Source organism: Candidatus Nitrospira neomarina, assembly GCF_032051675.1.
GTDB lineage: Bacteria > Nitrospirota > Nitrospiria > Nitrospirales > UBA8639 > Nitrospira_E > Nitrospira_E neomarina.
In genome coordinates, this window is sequence record NZ_CP116968.1 from 1,751,725 (window position 1) to 1,774,995 (window position 23,271).

Below are 23,271 nucleotides of genomic sequence, written 5' to 3' on the forward strand. Positions count from 1 at the left end.
CCACGTCTGATATCACTTTGGTTCACCTAGGAAAGACCATATCAGCAGCATAAATGGGTCCCCAGTGGTGGAACTTCAAGCATTTCACCCTGACTGAGAATTCTTGCGGTGAAGGGTTTCCATTTGGAGGTAGATGCAGGACGCCGTCCAGGTAATCAGAACCAACCCGGTCAGTGATTCTATTCCAGTGAGAAAGCGAAGCGGGCCGGTTGGAATAAGATCGCCAAAACCTAAAGTCGTATAGGTGACAAAAGAGTAATAGACACAATCTTCAAACCCAGGGGCCAACGCCCCCACGAACGTCCCATATTCTTTGGCGGAAATTAGCCCATAGTATCCCGCCGCAAAAATCAAAATTTCTGTTATATGCGCGATCAACGCCAATAAGATGCCCCAGATGACGCCTAATCTTGGTCGTTTGGATCGAGCGGGCATGAAAATGAAAATTCGGTAGACGACTTCATAATGAACCATGACAGACAAGGCGACGAGTAGCATGGTGACAAATAAGGTCAAAAACATGTAGGCCCCTGGTCAACGACGGTTCATTCCAAAAGAAAATCAAAATCTTTTTGTGAGAGAGACGCTCCGCCGCCATGAGGGGTGGCCCCTTCCAGGACGGCGTGATAAAGATCCAATTTCTTCTGCTTCAATTCCATCATTTTCTCTTCGATGGTATGTCGCATGAGTAACCGCATGATAGACACCTTCTGGGTTTGTCCGATGCGATGCGCGCGGTCAGACGCTTGGTTTTCCACAGCGGGATTCCACCAGGGGTCGAGGTGAAAGACATAAGACGCTTTGGTGAGATTCAGCCCTTGCCCGCCGGCTTTAAGACTCAATAAAAAGATAGACGGGCTCGCGCCCTCCTGGAATTTCTGAACCAGTTTTTTTCGGGTGGGCGTCGGTGTGGAGCCATCCAATCGAACATGAGGAATCTCATGCGCATCGAAGGCCTGTTCGACGATATCCAGAAACGACGTAAATTGGGAGAAGACCAGCGCACTATGCCCTTCATCCAGAAGTTCCTTGAGGCGATCAAGGAGACATTCAAGTTTCGGGGAAAGTTCCGTATGCCCGGGACCGAGCAATTGCGGTGACAAGCAGATCTGTCGGAGTTTGAGAATCGCCGTCAGCGCGATGATCCGGGCCTGCGCGGGTGTTTGACTTCGATAGGCGGCCGCAATGGTCGAACGAATTTTGGTGACCGTCTGCTGATATAAATTCTTTTGGCGATCTGTCAATTCCAGATACAGATCCGTTTCAATTTTCGGTGGCAGTTCTTTGAGGATTTGACTTTTGGTCCGGCGCAACACAAACGGTCTGCTCCGCTGCATGATGGTCTCTAACAACGCCGGTGAAGGGGCTTTCATTTTCCCCCTGATCTCTTCATAGTCTCCTAGCAGACCCGGCACGCACAAATCCATCAGGGCGTAATATTCCCCCACATGATTTTCCAAAGGTGTTCCGGTCATCACGCATTTAAAATATCCCTTGAGACGCCTTGCGGCACCGGTGGTTCTGGCGACAATGTTTTTGACCGCCTGGGCTTCATCGAACAGAATGACATTGAATGGGATCTTTTCGAGGATGGCAATGTCCCGTCGGATCAGGCCGTAGGTCGTGAGGACCACATCGGCTCCCGCAAATGAAGACGTGCGTTCCTTCCCGGTATACGACTGTATAGTCAGTGAGGGATAAAATCTGGAAATTTCATGCTCCCAATTAAATAAGAGGCTGGGAGGAAGCACCACGAGGTGTGGGCCTTGAATCGGTTCCGGTGCTGTGATGAGGCCTTCTTTAATCCCGGCGAATAAACAAATGGCTTGCAGCGTCTTCCCCAATCCCATGTCATCGGCCAGGCACGCACCCAGGCGATGTTGATAGAGAAACCCCAGCCATCGATACCCCTCTTGTTGATACGGACGGACCGTCGCATCCACGACTTGAGGAAGGGGAATAGGCTCAATCTGCTCAAAATGCAGCAACCGGTTGATCAAGGCTTCATCCGCCGGAGGGAGAATGACGGTCACTCCCCGTTTTCTCAAGGCCACCCAATCCAGAATTTGCAGTTTCGGGACACGCACGACAGCTTTTTGTTCCCGGTGTTCCATATTGGGCTTATTGGAGAGGAAGGCAAACGCGCGCAAAATGGCCTGGGTGTTCTGGTCCACAATCCGGATGATGCCGTCCTCCTCCATCATTCCACCACGTTCAAGAATTTTTTCGATATCTTTCGCTTCGATTCGCACCCCGTCACACAACAATTCCGGTCGAAGTTCAAACCAATCAATGCTTGACGCCCGTCGCGCATCGATCGAGCAATCCCACTGCGACGTGGTAATGGGTTGGTCTTGATAGAAGAACCCGATGCCGACTTCATGCAATTTTGCATGAAGCTCGGGAAGCAGGGGATAGAGGTTGGAAAGCGGCAGACTCATTTCATCATGCTCCACCATTCCCTCAAAAAGCGAAGGTCCCCACAGCGTATACGGAATGGCATAGAGCAAGGCTTCTTTCGCCCAATCGTTCATCACCACACACCAGTGCCCGTCGTGGACCACCAGCCGCACACTGGGCTCTAGTGCGGGGGAGGAAAATCGCTGAAGGATCTGTTCGGCCTCAGCCTTCAGTTTGAATGGACGGAATTCATCCTGGGCAATGCAGGCCTTTATCAGTTTCCTGGCATCCGTTGGCTTCTGATGACCGATCAATTGGAAAAAGGTGTTATAGAGGAGTGCACGGCGTTTTTTCGCCTTCAATCCGTTCGAGACGGTTTTGGCTCGTTCAAGAAATGGGAATATCCGGAAAATAGGCACACTGGGTCTCCCCTGACTGTCCCCGACCCAACATTCCGCGCGGAGGACCCCTGTCCTCAAATCCAATACCGAGGCATCTAATGGAATGGCCTCCGGGATGAACGTGAGGCGGTACTGGTAGGTCGGTGCCTTTCCGGAATGGCCATGATCAGTGAGTGCAACCTCCTGCCCGGCACACTTGAGCAACACCGACCGCAGGATCCGGTCTTGTTCATGAAGGGGGATATCCAGTTGTAAGGTGATAAATTGTTCGACCGGAATGGAAAACGTGGGTCTTGCCATTCCAGTGGGACGTTCCGACGAAAGCCGACCCTCGCGATGTTGGGGTGTCGCTGGCAGGGCCAACGGTCGGCTAAGCGGGTCCGCGGGTTCAATGACCTGTTCCCGTTGACTGTTCTCATATAGCAGATCGTAGACGGCCCATCCACCTTCATGTTCGAGTGGCCCAAGCTTTTTGGCATTCAAATCCGCCGCAAATCCCAGACAGGCGTATGAGTTCGGTTGCACCTCTCCGTAGCGTAAACAACACGCGGCAATCGAAACATGTGACCCGAGAATGTCCAGTTCGGTCTTGGTGGTATACAGCGCATCCGGTGCCCATTCCAATGGAAATCGTCCGTCCGCATCCTCGTAAAACAAGGCATGATGCTGGCCGTGATGTTTCAGGAAATCCCGTAACCCTTCCTGGACGGACCATGCGGGATCCTGTGTGGCCCGCAGCAGCACGGCTAACTCGGTTGGCATCCCTGCAAAGGATTGGCAAATGTTTCCATGGTTGGTAATGCGAATGGATGACACGCCATGGTGGTTGCAGAGAGTAATCTCAAACCGTGGAGGAGTGGCTGGCGTGGAGGGTTTCGAGGCCAAAGGGCTCCCGGCGCGTTCCATAAGTTGTCGCAGGAGGAGGGCCCGTTGAGTGGAATTGGATGAGGGCATCCGGAAGGTATCGGGAAGCAGGAGATTGACTGTGGTCAGGAGAGCACAAATGACATGCTTACAATGCGACTCCGGCGTCCACACCGGACAGGTACAGGAAAAGGTCAGCTGCCCGTTGTGCACCATGAACCGAACCAGATATTGGGTCGCCCCTCGCACCGTAGCCGACAAGATAGACTGCGTCCGGTCCCAGCTATAAGACTCGAGCCTTCCTTGGGCATAATACTCATATCCGCGAAGAACAAAGGCCTTGGAAGCCAGGAAGTAGACATGATTCGGAGAGAGGACTTTCAGGTGTTCCAGGACACCAAAGGGTTCTACAGACATCGTTCTCCTATCATGGTATCGGACCCTGAGCGCTCAACAAACAGGTACGATCTCTGGTACCAGGGCATATCCGGTCGTGATGAACTAGGCATCACTCGATGAACTTGGTAGCGGTACTGATGAGACATATGGGTGTTCTGCAAAGCCAAAATACGTATCGACCAGACATCGCGGGTTGAACACCTTTACGGGTTTTTCCATTCCAGGTGCCGATCGGCAAAGCTTCAATTATACACCACTCATCTTCTGATGTATGCCGTCTGAACCGAGCCAATATCAAATATCGCCAGACCGGCTCAAAACGCGTGATGAGAAGGCCATGACCCGCTCATTATAAAGGTTTCACGTCTCTGTTAGCCCGGAACCTCAATACGTTGAAGAAAAACCATCGCTCAGCGCAAAATGCCGAAAAATCAACGCTGACCTCTAACGTAATTTTATGCACCCGTGCCATGAGTCATCTGTGACATCATCGGCCCGTAGAAAAAACTTTTTTTTCATCGAACGGGATGAAGGGCCGGCTTTCTTTCATGCAGGCATGTAGGCAGGAGGGTTGGTTAAGGGATCGGTAGAGAGTTTTTAACAATGACGGTGCCCTGCATCGATCCTAAATGAAGGTCGCAATGGTAGGGAAATGTACCGGGATGCTTGAACACATGCTCGAACCGCTGTCCGGGTTTATTCAGGTTTAATCCACTGTTGAACTGCTGTCCACCACCAGAGCAATCGTTTATCCGACAACCACCACTTGTCACACTGTGGGGTTCTTGCGCGCCATCGGCATAAATCCAGATGACCTTGTGGCCCGGCATCACGGTCGCATCGTGAGGCAAATAAAATGTTGTGGCCCGGAACAGCACCACCACTGCGCCAATGGGGGCGTTGGCCCAACCCTTTTCGGAAGGGACAGGAGCCCGGGGAGCCCTGGCTATCACCAAAAACTCATCGTGGGACGGGAGAATTTCACACCGATGGCCTTTCTGAGCGGTGACCACCACTTCGTCTACCTGTTGAAAGACTGCATGGGAAACAACTCCGTTAAATAAGCCGTCATCCACGACGAGTGTGGTGGAAGGTGGGCCATCCCCCTCAGAGGTTTGTACATGCAAACGACAATGTTGCAAATTAAGTTTCCAGGTCAGTTCAACAAAAAAGGGTTCTCCGACTTCAACTTTATCGACCAAGACCGTACGGTCTCCGGATTCCAGATTCAGCCCGAAATCCAGCACCATATCCCCCGTTTCCCAGCCGACCGTGGGAAATGCAGGCAGCGGAAGGCCCAACAACCACACGCCATTCACCAACCCCACAAGCATGCCATACATCCAGAATTTGTTCATCATTGCATTTCCGCCTGGGTTGAATATGCTCTGGCTGAAATCGTTTCGACCACTCCAAACCCTCTGTCCCATCACCAATCTTTGGTAGTTATTGATGGCATCTTCCCTTCGCCCGTCAAATTTTTGAAAGAATGCTCTGACCGACCTACCCTCCTACTCCCAAAGATTTTTCTATCATGCCAAAGTATAGGAGCCTGTCCCTCTGCGAGTAAATGAATAATTTTCACTCAGTTGAAGGGGGGATTTCTGGGAAATTCCTTCATTTCAAACCATGAAATGCCGAAAAAATGATTGGCAACCTTTCGCAACGCCCAGGCATGCCCTTTTTATATCAGTCAAACTCCCCCGGCACACCGGGAGCATCTTTAAATGGGATATCTCACATGTGCGCATTCCTTCGGTCAGGAATTTGAGGGTTGTCCTGCACGGTTTATATGAAACCATACCAACCCTCCTGCACGACTTTTTTCACCATCGTCACCGGATTGTCCTCATAAGGGGTTAGCCAACCATATGTCTGGCAATGCTTCAAACATTGATGTTTTATGGCTGCTGATCTGTGCAGCCCTTGTCATGCTCATGCAAGGGGGATTTACCTGTTTGGAAACAGGTCGTGTGCGAGCCAAAAATAGCATCAACGTCGCCATCAAAAACCTGGTTGACTTTTGTACCTCTTCACTCGCCTTTTGGGTGGCCGGATTTGCCTTCATGCATGGACCAACGGCAGCAGGCCTTATCGGCACAGAGGGGTTTCTTTTTGATGCCCACGAGCAGGGATGGTTGTGGGCGTTTTTTTTCTTTCAGATGGTATTTTGTGGGACCGCCACAACCCTCGTCTCAGGTGCGGTTGCCGAGCGGATGCGATTTACAGGGTATTTGGTCACCAGCCTCATTGTGTCTCTTCTTATCTATCCCATTGTTGGCCATTGGATGTGGGGAGGATTAGCCGAAGGGCAGAACACCGGATGGTTGAACCACCTCGGATTTATAGACTTTGCCGGCTCAACCGTCGTCCATTCGACGGGAGGGTGGGTGGCGTTGGCGGCCGTTATGGTCATCGGCCCCCGCCATGGTCGCTTTTCCGACAAGACCGTGCCTATCCAGGGACAGAATCTGCCATTAGCCACGCTTGGAGTCCTGCTGCTGTGGTTCGGATGGTACGGTTTTAATGGAGGGAGTAGTCTCGAATTTACCCAGAAAGCCTCACAGATTCTGGTGAATACAACCCTTGCCGGAGCCACCGGTGCGCTGGCGGCTCTTGCATTAAGCTGGTATCACTTGAAACGGCCGGATGTCGGTCATGCCCTTAACGGTGTTCTGGCCGGTCTGGTCAGTATTTCCGCTTCCGCCAATATCATGTCGCCTGGAGGCACGGTTCTCATCGGCGTCGGAGCCGGAATTATCTGTGTCGGCGCAACCATCCTTCTTGAACGTTTGCACATTGACGACGCAATCGGCGTCGTACCCGTTCATGCCTGCGTAGGGGTGTGGGGCACCGTTGTCTTTCCTTTCTTGAGTACTCCGGACTCCTGGGGCACAGGGCTCACCATCTGGGAACAAGTGGGCATTCAAATCCTAGGAAGTACCGTTTGTTTCTTTTGGGCATTTGGCGTGGGCTTCGCCACTCTCTGGCTGATCAATCAATGGGTTCCCCTGCGTGTCACAGCCGAGGAGGAACGAATCGGGCTCAACATGGCAGAACATGGCGCCGGCACCGCCATTCTGGATCTCCTTGTCCAAATGGAAGAACAACGAAACAATCATGACTTTACCCGTCAGGTCCTCTCCGAGCCTCATACGGAGGTTGGCCAGATCGCGGAAGAATATAACCGGGTATTAGACACGATCAATACGGAGCAACGACGACGCCAAGAAATGGATGCCGCCCTGGCCTATGGGGCCAGACTTGATACTCTCTTTCAGGAGATCGCAAAGGTCACAAACGAATCCTCGACAATTGAAGACGCGATGCAACTCACTATGGATTTGATCTGTCAGAATACCGGGTGGCCTGTCGGACACTTGTATCTCCTCTCTGAAGAGAAAGACCACTCACTCATTCCTACCGCCATCTGGTATTTGGAACACCCCGAACGCTTTGAGACCTTTCGTTCCATTACCGAACACACCGATTTTCAACCAGGGGAAAGTCTGCCCGGTCGGGTATTGGCCAGTGGAAGGCCCAGTTGGATTCGGGATGTGAGTCAAGATCCCAATTTTCTCAGACTCCAACAGGCAAAAGATATTGGCGTAAAGGCTGGATTTGGATTTCCAATTATCATCGGGGAACAGGTGGTAGGCGTGTTGGAGTTTTTTTCGACGGAAACGATGGAGCCGGATGCCAAATTATTACAAGTTATGGGGTATGTCGGAGCACAGCTTGGCCGCGTGGTGGAACGCAAACGAGGAGAAGCCATCTTGATTCATGCCAAAGCTGAAGCCGAGGCCGCGACAAAAACGAAAGCCGATTTCCTGGCCATGATGAGTCATGAAATCCGGACGCCGTTGAATGGCATCATCGGCATATCGGATATTTTACTCGGCACGCCTCTCAGCGAGGACCAGCAAGACTGTCTGCTCACGATCAAGGATTCGGGTGATGCGCTTCTCACGATCATCAATGACATTCTCGATTTCTCAAAAATTGAAGCGGGCAAACTGACACTTGAGACGATAGATTTTGACTTTCGAGAGACGGTGGATGCCGTGGTTGATCTGTTAGGCCTTAAGGCTCAGGAAAAGGGGATAGAATTGATTAGCGTGATCAATCCGGACATTTCCACCACCGTCCAAGGTGATCCCGTACGACTTGGCCAGATCTTGATGAACCTCATTGGCAATGCCATTAAATTTACCGCTCAGGGTGAAATTGTGGTGCAGGTTGTACCCGAAGAGGAAATTTCCGGAACAGGCCTTTTACGATTCATGATTACCGACACGGGCATTGGGATAACCCCTAAAGGCCAGGCTCGACTGTTTCAGGCCTTTAGCCAGGAAGACAGCTCCACAACCCGGAAATACGGGGGAACAGGGTTAGGCCTCTCCATATCCAAAATGCTGGCTGAACTCATGGGAGGAACGATCGGAGTCCACAGCGAATTGGGCCAAGGGAGCTGCTTCTGGTTCACCATCCGATTAGGCAGCCCACAGTCTCAACAGATACTCGATAAGGTTTTGCCTCGCGAACTTGAGGGTGTGCATATTGATCTCATCGATGATAACGCCACAAATCGAATGCTGCTTCAACAATATACAAGCTATTGGGGCATGCAAAGTATCCAAGCGGAAAATGGCGAAAAGGCCCTGGCCTCACTCCGGGAACGCGCCTTGAAGGGAGAACCCTGTCATCTTGCTCTCATCGATAGGAACATGCCTGGTATGGATGGTCTGGAACTGGCAAAAGCGATTAAAGCTGATCCGCAGTTGGCGTCCATGCGTTTAATCCTGCTCAATCCTTTGGTTAACCGGGTCGAAAATACCCACAGCCTCACGCAAAGGCACTTTGCCGCCTTTGTCAACAAACCGGTTCGCTACAAGCAATTGCATCAATGTGTATTAAATGTCATGAGAAGGTCTGACGTGGCCCTTTCGCCTCCCACGATTCACTTGCCCGCGAGAGACATGAGCAAAGGTTCAGAGCAACGACTCCTCCTGGTCGATGATAATCTCGTCAACCAAAAAGTCGGCGTTCGCATGCTGAACACACTCGGATATCAGGTGGATGTTGCCGCAAATGGACGTGAAGCGGTTGAAGCCATCACACGGACCGCCTATGCCGGTGTGCTCATGGACTGTCAAATGCCGGAGATGGACGGATTTGAGGCTACGAGGGAAATACGAAAACGAGAACGTACCATTCCACAACTGCCTATCATTGCCATGACGGCCACCGCCATAGCCGGTGATCGGGAAAAATGTTTGGAAGCCGGCATGAATGATTTTTTATCCAAACCGGTGAAATTAGAAGATCTGAGGAGTGTCTTGGAGAAATGGCTCTTCCAGGCTTCTTCAACGAGAAACCATGAGGGTGAAACAGAATCTCATCAACTAGACAATCAGGAGGCTTCACCCCGACCCGGAGCATCCGCACCGGACCTTTCGCCACCCCTGGATCCGGCGACCCTCGCAGACCTCCGCCGATTGGGAGGAGATGAGGATCCTGCATTTTTCATTTCCGTTATCGAGCAATATTGTCAAGATTCGGTTCCACACATGAATGGAATCAATCTGGCAATTCAGGAAAACAAGGGTGATTCCCTCAGTAAGGTGGCGCATGCGTTCAAGGGTTGCTCACGAACCATTGGCGCCAAGCCACTTGCCGAATTAGCCTTCCAACTTGAACAAATAGGACAGACCCAAAATCTTGAAAAAGCTCAAGCCATCTTCATGGCACTGCAATCTGAATTCGAGCGGGTGCAAGACGCTCTGCAAGATGAATTAAAGCAGTCCTCTGCGACACTTCCATAATGGAAATATGGGAAAAGCAATCCCTCTGAGTCCTGCCGAAAAATGAGTCCATCCAGACGGGACTTTAAGAACAAGTACTGGTCCCAAGCCTGATCTACCATGATCAAACAACATCCTTCTCGCCTGATTATTTTTCAAGTGGGCTTCCGCGTCTTTTGCTTCACGGTCCAACAGGTTCATATGCCTTCTTGAAGTGAGCCTTACACCCTCTCCATCCAGACAGACTTTTTCTATTCTTCAGATGAAATGGCATCTGATTGGTTGGATTGAACCTGAAAAAAATCTCCGCCTTTATGCCATTCGTCGTCCGTTCCCCAATGCAGTTCCTTCTCAACTTTTTTCATCAGAGGAACATGCTTGGAACAGTGAATATAGGCTTCATCGACTTCTACCATCACCCAACATTCGGGATGTTGTCCCCCTTTCATGTGCGAAGCGTCAACCAGGGCCTGGGGAATTTCCGGCATGGCAACCACTTCTTCATTAGTCATCACACGTGCCTGTCCATTCACATGCAGACCGACGGTACTTTGTAAAAAATCGATGAACAGCAGGCCGATCTTGGGATTTTCAAGAATGTTGCCCACACTCGCCATGACCCCGTTCCCGCGATATTCGGGATAAGCCAACATTTTAGCATTGAGCACTTTGACGAACCCGGCAGTCCCTGCTCGATACGAGCAATCACATTCGCCGTGAGCATTGGCGGTCGAAAGAAAAACCATCTCTTGTCTGGCAATAAACGACTGCATTTTGTCGTTTAATTCGTTCGTCATCTGATTCCGATAAAAAGCCGTGGCTCGTCTGGCTGTTCCAAACATGCCTTGTGCTCGACCCTCACCCTCGGAATTTACATACGGTGTCAATTCTTCCTGTTCGTTGTTCATCTCACGCCTTCGTTTTTTGGCAAATGCCAAGCCTGCCTTGCCGCCGTAAATTATTGAAACCCTCCGGATGGAGATTCAGTCGATATCTTAGACGCACAGACGTGCCTAAGGAAAGAACCACATACCCCATCACACCTCAGGATGTGAAGGAAGTGACACCTTTAATTATTGTATGGGAAAGCGAAAGATGGTGCGGAGAAGTGGGAGAGAAACCCTGAATAACTTGGAGTCCTCGTATGAGGATTCATCCCCAAACGCCCAGCCGAATGCGTGATGAGAAACCAAAGCGATGACGGAAAGAGCGAATCGACATTAAAAGCCGATATCCACCCCTACCCCGCCACCGACCCGGCCTCCGGTGCTGCCACCACCAAAGATGCTGTACCAGGGACCAGATCTGCTTTCCTGAATCACAGCCGGATCTTTCCACACATATAAGTACCTGATCACCACGGCGGGAAACTGATAGTCCATTTCATCAAGCTTGGCGGAAACAGTCTCCGTCACCTCCCCCACGAGAGTGACCTGAGTATTCGCCGGGAACATGGCCGGGTCAAGAAAGGCTTTCTCTATGGCAATAAACCGGCCTTGTGAGTCGGTGCGAGTTGCCACGGGTCGTTGGTATTCATCCAAGGGTAATTGCAACACCTCAAGCCGGGTACCTTCCGCAAGACGCCTGGCCGACAGAACCTCCCCTCCAAGCACGAGTATCTTTCCTTGATAGGCCCCAGGATGTTGAATCACATCCGAAAACGTGAGCGTGGGATCAATCTGACTCTGAAGAATTTCGGGTATCTTCACGGGCGAGGACGCGCATCCCGCCGCACTCCCTAGAGCTAACACCAAAGACCATATGAGATGTTTCAGTTTCATCATCCTATTCTATCATAAGCCGATTGATCAATTTGGGTGCGGGAACTGACCGGCGCCCCATCATGCCCGATGAACCTGATCAAGAAACCTTTCGAATCATGGCAGCCCGGGAATCATGGCAGTCCGGCAGAAGAATCCGGCGCACCTGAGACCTCTTTTTTATTTCTACCCTCAAGAAGGATTCCCGATAAACTTCATAAAGCTGTATGGCCGGAACCACGGTTCGACTTGATCCGGCTTAACTCTCTTTTCCATTTCTAAGAGACAAGAGCGGTTACATTGCCTATGGAATGCGATATCATATTCCGGCTGTCTTGTTCTCATTTATCCAGGAGCGCGACACCCCATGGTTCATATCAAACGCATTGTCCTTGATGTCCTCAAACCCCATAACCCTAATGCCCTTGACTTTACCACGGCTATCGCAGAAAAAGTGCCTGGATGTCGAATCAAATTAACAGTCTCGGCGATGGATGAAAAAACAGAAACAGTCTTACTGATAATTGAGGGAAAAAATGTGCCTTTCAGTGCCATCACTGAAGCCATTAGTTCTCTGGGAGGATCGATCCACAGTATCGACGAAGTCGATGTGGAGAATGGACCGGTCGATACCTAACCCGCTTAACCATGGCGTCCCTGATTGCAGAGCTTACCTGGCTTCTCACACTCACACGTTCCCATCTCATCGCACGCCGGTACTTTGTCGTCAATGGATTCGACGGCGCACTCACAATGCTGGGTTTGTTAGTGGGATTCTATGTGAGCGACGAAGTCCAATTGCCTGTGGTCATCAGTGCCTGTCTCGGGGTAGCCATCGCCCTGGGTATGAGCGGCATCAGCAGCGCCTATATTAGCGAGGCTGCGGAAAAGCGCAGGGAACTCAGGGAGCTTGAAAAAGCCATGGTGACCGATTTGAGGCAATCGGCCCATGGACGAGCCGCTCGGCTCCTGCCGGTCGTCATTGCCCTGGTAAATGGGATCGCTCCCCTGGCCATTTCACTGGTGATTCTGCTGCCCTTGTGGGCGGCTCCACTGTTAAAGCCACACGCTCTTCCTCCGCTGGAATCGGCGTTTGTCCTGGCCTTGATGATCATTTTTCTGCTTGGCGTATACCTGGGACGAATCAGTCACACGTTCTGGCTTTGGGCTGGTCTTCGAACCCTCTTGATAGCCGCGGCCACCACCGCATTCATTTTCGCCTTAAGTCCGGAATAATCGTCATTGAATCCCCCATGTTCTCCAGGCTTTCACTTCATCTGAATCCAACCTTTTGTTCTTTCTATGATCAATGAAGCTGATCCTCTACTTCACCGTGAGTTTGCTACCGGCCGGTGGACCCGATGTTTTCCACTTCACATTCCTGAAAATTTTCCCCTTCTATTTTTGGTCATCCGCGTAGAGCGAAACGACCCTTATGCTGACATATGAAAATAGCCACCGGTCCTAACGGGAATACTGACGTTAGGAAGCCGTTCTTGCCTTCAAGGGTCAGAATCTGAAATGGCCTGACGAACGATAACGAGCAGATCTTGTAAATCGTAGGGTTTTTGGAGAACCGCATAGACCCCTAAGGCACGGACCTGTTGTTCTAATTCCGTAGTCAGCTGACCAGAGTATAGGATCAAGGGATGGGTGGAGATATAAGATTGCTGTGCCAGTCGTTGGACGAATTCCAGCCCCGTCATCACGGGCATTTGATTATCGGAAATCACAAGATCGAAAGATCTCCCTTGCTGGATCAGGGCCAACCCGACCGCCCCGTTTTCCGCTTCTTCAATGCTATACCCCTGAGCCTCAAGGACTTGTTTTAAGGCTTCTCGGGCCATCTGATGGTCATCGACCAGGAGAATACGTTTCATCACTTCCAGCGTCCCTGCCCTCTTATGTCCTGAGGGGGTAAAGGTTATCGTTGTGTATCACATGAAACCCTGCCAAATCTTGGGGATCAATGATTTTTCCGTGTTATGTTAATCATATCAGCTACGTCAAGGATTCGATGCTGATGAGAATCACGCCACATCATGTGCAATACCGGAGACCATCCGGTCAGTGGCCACCAGCCCGGCTCTCCCGCTCATCCGTCGCCACGGGTGCCACCACAGAAGGCTATTGTTATTCACTGGACCGGAAGGTCATCGCTTTCAGGACTCGTTCCCGGGACAGATCCATGGCTGCCCTGCGCGGTTCCATTTTTTTCTTCAGACTGCGCATGAGCACTTGTTCCGTATTGCGTCGGATTTTTTCTGAAATGGCCTGAAACGCTTGAGCCTCATTCCCACCCTGGTATTCCACAGAGGCACAGATCACACCTCCGGCATTGGCGATAAAATCAGGAATATTAAGGATACCCCGTTGCTGCAGTCGGGTCTCGGCCTCAGGCGTGGCCGGAATATTGGCTCCCTGCAAAATCAACTTGGCTTGAATGAAATCGACATTGTTGAGGTGAATGCAATCCGGACGGGCGGCAGGAATAAGAATATCGCAGGGCAAACCAAAAATTTCCTCTTGACCCAGCTTCCTGCCTCCCGCATACCCCAGAACGCTACCCGATTCCGCTTTGGCTTGGAGCAGGTCGGCAACAGAGATACCTCTGGGATCATACATCGTTCCACGACTATCACTGGCGGCGACGAGTGTGGCGCCTTTGTCTTGCAAGAAGGTGGCGGCATGCTTCCCGACGTTGCCAAAACCTTCGATGGCCACAGTTGCGCCTTTAAGCGTGAGGCCACATGAGGCTGCCGCCACCTCGGCGCATTCGGCAAGCCCGAACCCCGTAGCCCCGATCTCATCAAGTGGAATGCCGCCGAGCACCCGCGGAAGACCCACGGCCCGTTTAATTTTGTCATGAATCCAGCCCATGCAGGTCTCGTCTGTTCCCATATCCGGCCCGGGAATATACTCCACAAGATCGCGAATCGCGTGCGCAAAGGCGCGAATCAAGCGGGCCTTTTCGGAAGTGCGAGGATCGGCCAGGATTCCGGCCTTGCCCCCGCCATGAGGTAGCCCGGCGGCGGCATTTTTAAACGTCATCGCTCTCGCCAGACGAAAGACTTCCCGCGTGGACACATCCGCAGCCATACGCACCCCGCCGATCGCAGGACCACAGGCGATATTGTCGATCGCCACGATTCCCCGCAAACCACTGGCTGGATCATAGAGATGCACGATTTTCGCCGGTCCCAGGTCGTCACAGTATTCTTCAAAACTCCAACAGGCTTCTTTCATGCGGGCACTCCTTTTCTACGCATCATCATCATTTCCACATATGGGACATAGTCGGACGTTCAGGTCATGGAATCCATGCCCTCCGTCCTTTTGATCTGGTCCCCATAATGAGGGCCTTGGCCGTTTGGAGAAACACCCATTCAAGATTATTGGTGGACCGGATGCCGATACGGTCTCCACGCCCGACGTTCAGCGCCATCAATCCTTTTGCCGGTTTCGTGGCCTCCTGATGAAACCCGGCATAGGTGAACCGCCGGTCCTGTGGAATGGAAACGAGGGCTTCCGCTTGCGGACAGGTCTTGACGGTGTGTTCGAAAAAACTCCAGATTGTCGACCCAAGCAGAGGCGTTTCTCCTCCCCGATGAACATAGGAACATTGTCGATAGTTGGCAGTCATACCGTCATGGGTTATGGAATGACATTCAGTTCCCGTCCTACGGTCTCAAAGGCCAGAAGAGCCCGTTCTAACTGTTCCCGGGTGTGGGCGGCTGACATTTGCACCCGAATGCGGGCTTGCCCCTTGGGCACTACCGGAAAACTGAATCCGATGACATAGATACCCTCTTCAAGCAACCGCTCGGCCATACGTGTGGCTAATTCCGCGTCTCCTAACATGACAGGAATAATGGGATGGTGCCCCGGAACCAGACGAAAGCCCAAAGCCTCCAGATGGCTTCGGAACCCCTTCGCATGCTTGTTTAGCGTGGTCCGCAAGCTCTCTCCTTCCCTCACGATGTCCAATGCCTTGAGGGCCGCAGCCGTAATAACGGGAGGCAAGGCATTGGAGAACAGATAAGGCCGCGAACGTTGCCGCAGAAGTGCGATGATCTCACGCCGACCGGAGGTGAAGCCCCCGGCGCCTCCACCCAGGGCCTTTCCCAGCGTGCTGGTAAGAATGTCCACACGATCAGCCACACCAAAATGTTCCGGAGTGCCTTTCCCATTTCTACCCAAGACTCCTGTGGCATGGCTGTCATCAACCAGCACAACGGCATCATACCGCTCAGCCAGTTCAGTAATGCGATCGAGCTTCGCCAAATCCCCATCCATGGAGAAGACCCCATCGGTGGCAATCAGACGAACCCGTGAGCCGACAGCCTTCTGCAGGGCTATTTCCAATTCCTGCATGTCGGAATGGGTATACCGGAACCGCTTGGCCTTACAGAGACGAATGCCATCGATCAGGCTCGCATGATTTAATGCATCACTGATAATGGCATCCTCCTCATTCAAAATCGTTTCAAATAGGCCGGTATTGGCATCGAAGCAGGAGGTGTACAGGATGGTGTCATCAGTACCCAAAAACCGACTGATACCTTCTTCCAATTGTTTGTGCTGATCCTGTGTCCCGCAAATAAACCGCACGGAGGCCATGCCAAAACCATAATGGCGAAGCCCTTCTCCCGCCGCCTGAATGACCTGAGGATGGTTGGCCAACCCGAGATAGTTGTTGGCACACAGGTTGATAACCTCACCCTGCGCTACACGGATATTGGCTCCCTGTGGTCCAAGGATTTCCCTTTCGCCTTTGAACAAACCGGCGGAGCGTATTTCTTCCAGTTGGGCTTGGAGGAGTTGTTGGAAGGAATGGTAGGCCATACGTATTTGTGACCTTTGAACATGTGGGGAAACTCATCATGTGATGAATTTCCTTTTTGGCGTTAAGGCACCATCACAACCTTGCCGCATTGGCCTGCATTGACGAGATCAAACCCTTTGGCAAAGTCAGCCATCGGAATGGTATGGGTCACGACGGGTCGAATGTTCAGCCCGGCCTTAAACAACCCGGCCAACCGATACCACGTCCCGAACAACCGGCGGCCCGTCACACCATAGACCCGTATGCCTTTGAAAATAATTTCATTGGGCAAATCAAAGCACACTTGTCCCCTGGGGATGCCAAACAAGGTCACGCGCCCCCCGTTTTTCACGGTCTGAAACGCTAGATGCAAGGCTACCGGATCACCCGACATTTCCAACGCGGCATCCACTCCCTCCCCTCCTAAGAGATCGGACAAGGAGACACTCAAGGCCTCGGAAGATCCCGTGTTGGCATTGAGCACATGGTCGGCACCAAGCTGCTTCGCTAATTGCAGCCGGTAGTCACTGATATCGGTCGCGATGATACGTGCGGCTCCCGCAAGGCGGGAGACGGCAATCGCAAACAATCCGGTTGGGCCACAACCAGTCACAAGAACCGTGTGCCCGGTTAGATCTTCCGCCAAGGCGGCATCGACCGCATTGCCTAATGGTTCATGCAGACAACCCAACTCCGGTGGGATATCACGTGCTGTTTTCCATAAGACCCGTTCGGGAAGAGAGACGAATTCAGAATAGGAACCATCGAAATCAATGCCTAAAATGCGATAATTTTGACAAACATGCGCCTGGCAGGTTCGGCATTGAAAGCACACACCACAAGTCAGATGAGATTCCGCAGCCACCCGATCCCCGACTTTGACCGAGGACACCTCACGCCCCACCTCCACCACTTCCCCGAACATTTCATGCCCGATAATCCTGGGAAGATGAATACGGTGGCTCGCCCATTCATCCCAGTTATAAATATGTGCATCCGTTCCACACAAGGAAGTTGCCTGCACACGCACCAGAACTTCAGAAGGACCTGGTCGGGGATCCGGGCAGTCCATGAGAGTGAACCCTTTTTCCGGTTTTGTTTTCAGAAGGGCCATCATACGAATTTTGAGAATCTTTCTCGTTAAGGAAAGTCGCGGTTTGCTCCAAGGAAATTTTTTTAACTAACGATTGAAATGCATTCTATGTAGAGGACAGAGAGACCTCCTCGTTCTCCACAGTCCGTGCTTTTCTTTTGACTTTGGCCACAGTCTCAAATTCGTTCTTTATGGCACGTCATTACTACCTGCACGGCCTGTTGGGGGTAGAGCAAGCGCTTCTTCCTCTTTTTTTGATCTTTTCCAAAAGAGGCCCTCTATGATCTATCCCTCTCACCATCTGGGAATTTTCCACGCTTTCTTACACTCACCGCTGATCTGACCCTCAGCTGCTCCCTTAATGATCCTCAATGCCAAACATTCGAAATTAAGACCCCCTTCATTTTCATTGTCTCACAAGAGACACAGCAAAGGTCATGCCTCTTCAATGAGAGTCTGTGTTTTTATCAGAAGGAAGAAATATGTTGAAGATGATCCACTCCTTTTGCCTTTAAAATTAAGGATAACCTCCATAATTTTTTTGCTTACTCTCTGCTCATCATTTTCAATTCTGCCAATTTAAGTGATTGAATGGGTTCTTACTCTCAAATCTCTGATGCATTTTGCCCCACCTCATTGGGCTGTAAATTCAACCCCTCCCCACTCTCCCTCATTCCCGGTTGTTCCTTCGTATCCCCAACTCAGTGAAAAATATAATAAGAGCCCATCCTGATCCGAAAGAGATGGAGATCCCCCTGGCTTCATTCACAGAAAAAAGGGCCGCCACTATTTTGAATTTTCCTTCTGCTGCTGCGGGCTCGGTGGCGTAAGTGAAGGAAATCCTCATTTCCGTATTGCCTGTTTTCACAGTCTCTCCCCTGAAAGGAGAATAAACGACGGGAGTTTACGCCACCACAGTTCAGTATGATGGCGCTCCGGCCCCACTGGGCCATCGCCGGTATCATAGATTCCCCGGAATAGGCGTAGGTACCGAACCAGCATCCTCATGACTCAGCAAAGCCGTACCTACCAGGATGTGCGGAAGGGTTTTCAGCAGTCTCGGACGATTTCGTCAGGTTACTCAACCTTCTGAGCAATGCCGTCAAATTTACCGAACATGGTGAGATTGAAGTATTGATCCTGCGTTTGGAAGGCGAGCACGATATCGATATTCGGGTTCAGCTTTCCGATACCTGGGTGGGAAACTCCCCGGAAACTCAAAAGAAGATATTTGAATCCTTTAGCCACGCCGATAGCTCAACTACCAGGAAATACGGGGAAACAGGACTGGGACTGGCTATTTGTAAAGGCATTGTGGAGTTATCCGGCGGTACGATAGGAGTGGAGAGTCAATTAGGACAAGGAAGTGTCTACTGGTTTACGCTCCGTCTCCCAAAATACTGGCAAGGCTTATCGTCTTACTTTGATACTGATCAACACATTCTGGAAGGGCTTCGAGTATGTTGCGTGGATGACAATGATACCAACCGCGGCTGTCACGACAGAAAATTGGGAAGGTTTGACGTGAGCGGCCCATGGGCTCAGGGAAATCTGCCGAAAACGTCGGAGTGCAAAAATTGGCCGAGTTGTCTTTGGCATTGGAGCAACACGATCGTCATGAATCGTTTGAGACGGTTCGTCTCAAATTATTTGCTCTCCAGCAAGAGTTGGCTCGAGTACAATATTGCCCGGAGCATGAAGTGGCCCAACACTCTACGTAAACTTCAGATCGTGCATACTGCCCTCAGATTGACGGGAACAGGAGGTACGGACAATGCGGCCGTCCCATAGAGATAGCCTGGAAGAATTCCTGCTCTTCTTCGCGTTCCTTGCAGCCAGAATCCGGGTCAAGGGGTCCTGTTTGGGAATGAGCCACCTACTAATAGTGACGACCTTGACAGAACAGGCTTGGATTGGGAAAAGCACCCCAAGAAGAAAACCGGTATTTGTACCAAACGGTTAGTAAGAAATTGCAGGGCTCACTAGTATTGCGGTGGTTGCGGGCCTGGCCGGATCCCAACTAAGTCGGGATCTTCCCCATCAAGCACTCGAGGAGGTTCTTCGCTTTCCGATTTGCGTTGCTCACGTCGGGCTTCCTTATCCTGTTGCTTCATTCTTTTGACCATCTCACGATTTCGTTTGGCCTGAGTCACTTTTGTCGGTCGTCCCATTTATCTTCCTCCTTTCGAATAGGGTATCACGCCTCCGGCTCCATCATTTGATGAGCTGGAAAGCTTTCCTAGGCTCTGCCTCTTTGCCAGACTATCTTGTTTGAGGCAGCGGTCCTCACGGGTCTCCAGGTGCCGATTCTCATCCGGCCAAGCAACATACCTGCGTTACGTGGACTCCCTGCGCGCCTTGGACGGCTTTCCTGAGGTCGAGGAACGGGAAACTTTTTGAGGCACCACATCAAGGCGAGTCGCGCTATCCTGATCGAATCCAGGACTCGACATCATCAGAACTTGTCGACGGACTTCATCAATCGGCATGGGAACTTTTTCTTTAGAAGGATCAGCGAGGCCAAGGAGATCCCAACGAATTTTCGGCTCAGGTTTGAATGTTTTTCTATTTCTCACCTTGCCACCCCACTTCATTGTCAGCTTCATAAGAAGCCTCCTTCTGTCTAAAGAACCATGCGAATCATGACAAAGAACACAAAACCGCCCTTTTCGGACGGTACGGAAAGCGAGGAGGAATGAAGGTCCTACATCCTCACGAAAGGATCGTCGAGATCAATCCTCCTAGGAATGAAAAGGCAGGAAAGGCAGGAGAACCACCATCGCTTGTACCGTGAGTCAGGGTAGCACTCCACTGGGAGGGAGTCAAATACAGTTGAGATTGTCGTCGCGGAATTACTACGTAACCTCCCAATCACATCACGTCCTCCAGAGTCCTTGCTTCTCAACGACCGGCATTACTCACGTCATAAGCAAGGGGAGAAAACTCATCTCAATACTGAGACGTGGGACAGGTATCTAAAGGGCAACCTCTTCACCTTTGGGTTTCCATTTCCGTGCAAGATCTGTTGCCTCGGCGATCTGATCCGCGGTCATCTCCTGCGAGAGTAGATCTAATGCCTGGATCGACGGATCTATGCCCTGCTGTGCAGCCAGATATGCCCACATATAGGCTTGCACCAGGTCCTGGCGGACCCCTTCTCCTTTATAGTACATGAGGCCAACATGATTTTGGGCACCACCATTGCCCTGTTCGGCAGCCCGTAGAAACCATCGAAAGGCTTCTTGAAAGTCCTGCGGGACCCCCAAACCCTGGCGGTACATCGCCCCAAGGTTGTTTTGAGCCCTGGCATTCCCAAGATCGGCTGCCCGACGGTACCACAGTCGCGCCTGCTCAAAATCCTGCGGCACTCCCTGCCCGTACCGGTACATATAGCCCAACATGTTCTGTGCCTCGGTATTTCCCTCTTCCGCCAAGGGTCGCCATTCAGACAGAGCGGCTGGAAAATTCTCCTGCAGGTATGCCTCCTCTCCTTCCTCATACCCGGCCCACCCTACTCCCACCCAACAGAGCAAGAAAATTAGGCTGAGTCTCAGGGTGAAAACCGACAGGATCATCATGTCATGACTCCCTTTGCCTCACGACAGGGTCAACTCACCATCGGGTAAAGACAGACAGGCGCGCATATATCCCATATATCCATTGTACTCTATGCCTGTTGCTTGGCCTCAAGTTCCGCCCATCGGGTATACAAACGTTCCACTTCCTGTTCGGCGGCCTTGAGATTTTCATAGGCTTCTTGAAGCTTGTGATGATTCGCTGCAATTTTGGGATTTTCTGTTTCAGTACGGCATAATTCGAGTACCGCCTCGGCATCAAGGACCCGTTTTTCTATCGTGTCATACTCCTGCTGGTCACGAAACGACAGTTTTTTTGCTTTTGGCCGTTCAGCCGTGGCACGGACACTCTTCGATTGAGTGCCGGTCTGGTCTTTGCCTGACCGTTGCCGGCGAAGCCAGGATTCCCATTGTCCGTAATCCGCAAATTGCCCGTATGCTCCCTGCCCGTCCAATCCTACAAAATCCGTACACACTTCCTCCATCATGTACCGATCATGGGTCACCAGGATCAAGGCTCCGGGAAATTCTTTTAAACTTTCTTCCAACACTTCTCTTGTCGGAATATCCAAGTCGTTCGTAGGCTCATCCACAATCAACACGTCGGCGGACTGCAGCATTAACCGGGCAATGACTGCACGGGCTTGTTCGCCACCGGAAAGCAACTCAATAGGGAGATCCAATTGTTCAGGCTGAAACTGAAACCGTTTGGCCCATCCAGCCAGATGCACGGTCTGGCCCCGGTACATGACGGTATGTCCCGAATCCGACAACGTCCGCCGCAGGGTCATCTTTGGATCGAGTTGATCACGATTTTGGTCAAAATATACGACTTGCAATTTATCCGCATACGTTACGCTTCCCTGATCAGGCTCCAATTCCTTGGCAAGTAATTTCAACAGGGTGGACTTCCCCGAACCATTATGACCTAAGACCCCTGTGGCGGTTCCCGGTGAGATGACCCAGTCCAATTTTTGGATAATGGTTCGCGGGCCGAACGTCTTTCGAAGCTGATGGACAACTATTAACTGTTTTGTGCGACGACCCGAGCCGACAAAATCGATCGAGGTTTCCTCTTGTCGCAAACGCACCTGGGTCTCAGCTAATTCAGCCTGCAACGCATGGGCTGAATCTATGCGCGATTTCGCTTTAGTGGATCGAGCCTTGGGCCCTCGACGAAGCCACTCTTCTTCCCTACGAACCTTTCCCGCCAATGCCTGAGCCTGTTGAGTTTGGCTATTCAGAAATTCTTCCCGCTTAACCAGAAACTCTTCATAGCTTCCCGGAACAAGAAAAATCCCATCCGGATATCTCCGATTGATTTCAGCAATCTTATTGGTGGCATGCCCAAGAAACCATCGATCATGGCTCACCATGACCCACGGCCATGGAGCCTGGGACATCACCTGCTCCAACCAACGCATCCCTTCCAGATCGAGATGGTTCGTCGGCTCATCCACCAGCATGACATCCGGCGCCTGAACAAACCCACAGGCAATGGCGAGCCGCTTTTTCCATCCGCCTGAAAGAGGGCCCACGGGCTGATCGCCTTGACCAAACCCCATGCGTCCCAATGTCTCCTGCACCCGAGCCACACAGTCATGCGCGTGGAGGCCGGATGCCAAGGCTGCTCGTTCGATTTCCTCGGCGACCGTAGACTCCGAATCGAAATCAGCCTGTTGGGGAATATAGGCAATGCGAAGATGCTGCCGTCGAGTGACTCTTCCCTCATCCGGCTGTTCAAGCCCGGCAAAAATTCGAAGGAGGGTACTTTTCCCCGATCCATTCGGCCCGATAATTCCGATCCGGTCTTTTTCTGAAATGCCTAGGGTCAGTTCCTGGAAGAGACGCTTGGTCCCATAGGCTTTGGTAAGCTTCTGTCCATAAATCAGCGCTGACATACGTATCACACTCCTTCAAAGTCCGACCTTCATAAACCGGACATAAATATTATCCCTTCCCACCTGGGGAACGCCCCCATTCCTGCCAGACCGGACTCACGCAAGAAATACCCCCCTTTCAACATACCTGTCTCCAGAGGCAGAAACCAAGCTACGGGATCTGTTTGCTAAAAGACGACCTCACGCACGCTTCTATGTAAATTTCATGAATGCCGAATGGCATTAGTCGGTGCCAACCTTGAGCACCAT

Annotated in this window: 18 protein-coding genes and 1 pseudogene; 5 read left to right on the forward strand and 14 right to left on the reverse strand. The window is 51.4% G+C overall.

The features are described 5' to 3' along the window. Nucleotides 1-84: 84 nt before the first annotated feature. The 3 genes from PQG83_RS07810 to PQG83_RS07820 all read right to left on the reverse strand — a co-directional run bounded on the left by PQG83_RS07810 (nt 85) and on the right by PQG83_RS07820 (nt 5,425). Complete coding sequence (locus PQG83_RS07810) at nt 85-522, reverse strand: potassium channel family protein (RefSeq protein WP_312748340.1); 438 nt, start codon at nt 520-522, stop codon at nt 85-87. Nucleotides 523-545: 23 nt separating this feature from the next. After that, nucleotides 546-4,082: a DEAD/DEAH box helicase gene (locus tag PQG83_RS07815; protein WP_312748341.1), complete on the reverse strand. Its 3,537-nt coding sequence runs from the start codon at nt 4,080-4,082 to the stop codon at nt 546-548. Between the two features lie 557 nt (nt 4,083-4,639). Next, on the reverse strand, nt 4,640-5,425 hold the full coding sequence (locus tag PQG83_RS07820; protein WP_312748342.1) for a cupredoxin domain-containing protein: 786 nt from the start codon (nt 5,423-5,425) through the stop codon (nt 4,640-4,642). Between the two features lie 510 nt (nt 5,426-5,935). On the opposite strand from PQG83_RS07820, the gene amt reads away from it, so the two are divergent. Beyond that, nucleotides 5,936-9,889 carry an ammonium transporter gene (gene amt / locus PQG83_RS07825; protein WP_312748343.1) on the forward strand — a complete coding sequence of 1,318 codons (3,954 nt, stop codon included), beginning with the start codon at nt 5,936-5,938 and terminating at the stop codon, nt 9,887-9,889. A gap of 230 nt (nt 9,890-10,119) precedes the next feature. Here the strand turns inward: amt and PQG83_RS07830 are convergent, their stop codons facing one another. Both PQG83_RS07830 and PQG83_RS07835 read right to left on the reverse strand, forming a co-directional pair. Then, the gene (locus PQG83_RS07830) at nt 10,120-10,776 is read right to left on the reverse strand and encodes a pyridoxamine 5'-phosphate oxidase family protein (RefSeq protein ID WP_312748344.1); all 657 of its coding nucleotides are present in this window, start codon (nt 10,774-10,776) and stop codon (nt 10,120-10,122) included. Nucleotides 10,777-11,088: 312 nt separating this feature from the next. Continuing rightward, nucleotides 11,089-11,652 (reverse strand): Slp family lipoprotein, encoded by a 564-nt coding sequence (locus PQG83_RS07835; protein ID WP_312748345.1) that lies wholly within the window; start codon nt 11,650-11,652, stop codon nt 11,089-11,091. Nucleotides 11,653-11,995: 343 nt separating this feature from the next. Between PQG83_RS07835 and PQG83_RS07840 the strand changes: the two genes are divergently transcribed. Both PQG83_RS07840 and PQG83_RS07845 read left to right on the forward strand, forming a co-directional pair. Further along, nucleotides 11,996-12,265 carry a DUF211 domain-containing protein gene (locus tag PQG83_RS07840; protein ID WP_312748346.1) on the forward strand — a complete coding sequence of 90 codons (270 nt, stop codon included), beginning with the start codon at nt 11,996-11,998 and terminating at the stop codon, nt 12,263-12,265. Between the two features lie 11 nt (nt 12,266-12,276). Next, entirely contained in the window at nt 12,277-12,864 is a 588-nt protein-coding gene (locus PQG83_RS07845) for a VIT1/CCC1 transporter family protein (RefSeq protein ID WP_312748347.1), read from the forward strand. Nucleotides 12,865-13,130: 266 nt separating this feature from the next. Here the strand turns inward: PQG83_RS07845 and PQG83_RS07850 are convergent, their stop codons facing one another. The 5 genes from PQG83_RS07850 to tdh form a co-directional block, all read right to left on the reverse strand. Continuing rightward, complete coding sequence (locus PQG83_RS07850; RefSeq protein ID WP_312748348.1) at nt 13,131-13,508, reverse strand: response regulator; 378 nt, start codon at nt 13,506-13,508, stop codon at nt 13,131-13,133. Nucleotides 13,509-13,761: 253 nt separating this feature from the next. Further along, the gene (locus PQG83_RS07855; RefSeq protein WP_312748349.1) at nt 13,762-14,874 is read right to left on the reverse strand and encodes a Glu/Leu/Phe/Val family dehydrogenase; all 1,113 of its coding nucleotides are present in this window, start codon (nt 14,872-14,874) and stop codon (nt 13,762-13,764) included. A 64-nt stretch (nt 14,875-14,938) separates the two neighbouring features. After that, nucleotides 14,939-15,271 carry an AMP-binding protein gene (locus tag PQG83_RS07860; RefSeq protein WP_312748350.1) on the reverse strand — a complete coding sequence of 111 codons (333 nt, stop codon included), beginning with the start codon at nt 15,269-15,271 and terminating at the stop codon, nt 14,939-14,941. An 11-nt stretch (nt 15,272-15,282) separates the two neighbouring features. Continuing rightward, a complete protein-coding gene (gene kbl / locus PQG83_RS07865; RefSeq protein WP_312748351.1) occupies nt 15,283-16,473 on the reverse strand; it encodes a glycine C-acetyltransferase in 1,191 nt (396 codons plus the stop codon). 62 nt (nt 16,474-16,535) lie between these two features. Next, a complete protein-coding gene (gene tdh, locus PQG83_RS07870) occupies nt 16,536-17,570 on the reverse strand; it encodes an L-threonine 3-dehydrogenase (RefSeq protein WP_312748352.1) in 1,035 nt (344 codons plus the stop codon). Between the two features lie 1,110 nt (nt 17,571-18,680). Between tdh and PQG83_RS07875 the strand changes: the two are divergent. Then, nucleotides 18,681-18,881: pseudogene (locus PQG83_RS07875) on the forward strand (ATP-binding protein); the annotation flags it as partial. A gap of 200 nt (nt 18,882-19,081) precedes the next feature. After that, the gene (locus PQG83_RS07880) at nt 19,082-19,267 is read left to right on the forward strand and encodes a hypothetical protein (RefSeq protein WP_312749167.1); all 186 of its coding nucleotides are present in this window, start codon (nt 19,082-19,084) and stop codon (nt 19,265-19,267) included. A 261-nt stretch (nt 19,268-19,528) separates the two neighbouring features. On the opposite strand, the gene PQG83_RS07885 is transcribed toward PQG83_RS07880, so the two are convergent. From PQG83_RS07885 to PQG83_RS07900, 4 genes are all read right to left on the reverse strand, one after another. After that, nucleotides 19,529-19,717: a hypothetical protein gene (locus PQG83_RS07885; RefSeq protein WP_312642316.1), complete on the reverse strand. Its 189-nt coding sequence runs from the start codon at nt 19,715-19,717 to the stop codon at nt 19,529-19,531. Nucleotides 19,718-19,882: 165 nt separating this feature from the next. Beyond that, complete coding sequence (locus tag PQG83_RS07890) at nt 19,883-20,152, reverse strand: hypothetical protein (protein WP_312748353.1); 270 nt, start codon at nt 20,150-20,152, stop codon at nt 19,883-19,885. A 369-nt stretch (nt 20,153-20,521) separates the two neighbouring features. Beyond that, nucleotides 20,522-21,124, reverse strand: a complete 603-nt coding sequence (locus tag PQG83_RS07895) for a tetratricopeptide repeat protein (RefSeq protein WP_312748354.1) — start codon at nt 21,122-21,124, stop codon at nt 20,522-20,524. Nucleotides 21,125-21,213: 89 nt separating this feature from the next. Next, nucleotides 21,214-23,022, reverse strand: a complete 1,809-nt coding sequence (locus PQG83_RS07900) for an ABC-F family ATP-binding cassette domain-containing protein (protein WP_312748355.1) — start codon at nt 23,020-23,022, stop codon at nt 21,214-21,216. Nucleotides 23,023-23,271 lie beyond the last annotated feature (249 nt).

What these genes read in the sequence shown, in the direction of transcription:
- amt (WP_312748343.1), top strand. Translation starts at nt 5,936, where the DNA reads ATGTCTGGCAATGCTTCAAACATTGATGTTTTATGGCTGCTGATCTGT.
- PQG83_RS07890 (WP_312748353.1), bottom strand. Translation starts at nt 20,152, where the DNA reads ATGAAGCTGACAATGAAGTGGGGTGGCAAGGTGAGAAATAGAAAAACA.
- kbl (WP_312748351.1), bottom strand. Translation starts at nt 16,473, where the DNA reads ATGGCCTACCATTCCTTCCAACAACTCCTCCAAGCCCAACTGGAAGAA.
- PQG83_RS07855 (WP_312748349.1), bottom strand. Translation starts at nt 14,874, where the DNA reads ATGAAAGAAGCCTGTTGGAGTTTTGAAGAATACTGTGACGACCTGGGA.
- PQG83_RS07815 (WP_312748341.1), bottom strand. Translation starts at nt 4,082, where the DNA reads ATGTCTGTAGAACCCTTTGGTGTCCTGGAACACCTGAAAGTCCTCTCT.
- tdh (WP_312748352.1), bottom strand. Translation starts at nt 17,570, where the DNA reads ATGATGGCCCTTCTGAAAACAAAACCGGAAAAAGGGTTCACTCTCATG.
- PQG83_RS07860 (WP_312748350.1), bottom strand. Translation starts at nt 15,271, where the DNA reads ATGACTGCCAACTATCGACAATGTTCCTATGTTCATCGGGGAGGAGAA.
- PQG83_RS07820 (WP_312748342.1), bottom strand. Translation starts at nt 5,425, where the DNA reads ATGATGAACAAATTCTGGATGTATGGCATGCTTGTGGGGTTGGTGAAT.
- PQG83_RS07840 (WP_312748346.1), top strand. Translation starts at nt 11,996, where the DNA reads ATGGTTCATATCAAACGCATTGTCCTTGATGTCCTCAAACCCCATAAC.
- PQG83_RS07835 (WP_312748345.1), bottom strand. Translation starts at nt 11,652, where the DNA reads ATGATGAAACTGAAACATCTCATATGGTCTTTGGTGTTAGCTCTAGGG.
- PQG83_RS07845 (WP_312748347.1), top strand. Translation starts at nt 12,277, where the DNA reads ATGGCGTCCCTGATTGCAGAGCTTACCTGGCTTCTCACACTCACACGT.
- PQG83_RS07895 (WP_312748354.1), bottom strand. Translation starts at nt 21,124, where the DNA reads ATGATGATCCTGTCGGTTTTCACCCTGAGACTCAGCCTAATTTTCTTG.
- PQG83_RS07900 (WP_312748355.1), bottom strand. Translation starts at nt 23,022, where the DNA reads ATGTCAGCGCTGATTTATGGACAGAAGCTTACCAAAGCCTATGGGACC.
- PQG83_RS07810 (WP_312748340.1), bottom strand. Translation starts at nt 522, where the DNA reads ATGTTTTTGACCTTATTTGTCACCATGCTACTCGTCGCCTTGTCTGTC.
- PQG83_RS07885 (WP_312642316.1), bottom strand. Translation starts at nt 19,717, where the DNA reads ATGGGACGACCGACAAAAGTGACTCAGGCCAAACGAAATCGTGAGATG.
- PQG83_RS07850 (WP_312748348.1), bottom strand. Translation starts at nt 13,508, where the DNA reads ATGAAACGTATTCTCCTGGTCGATGACCATCAGATGGCCCGAGAAGCC.
- PQG83_RS07880 (WP_312749167.1), top strand. Translation starts at nt 19,082, where the DNA reads ATGGGCTCAGGGAAATCTGCCGAAAACGTCGGAGTGCAAAAATTGGCC.
- PQG83_RS07830 (WP_312748344.1), bottom strand. Translation starts at nt 10,776, where the DNA reads ATGAACAACGAACAGGAAGAATTGACACCGTATGTAAATTCCGAGGGT.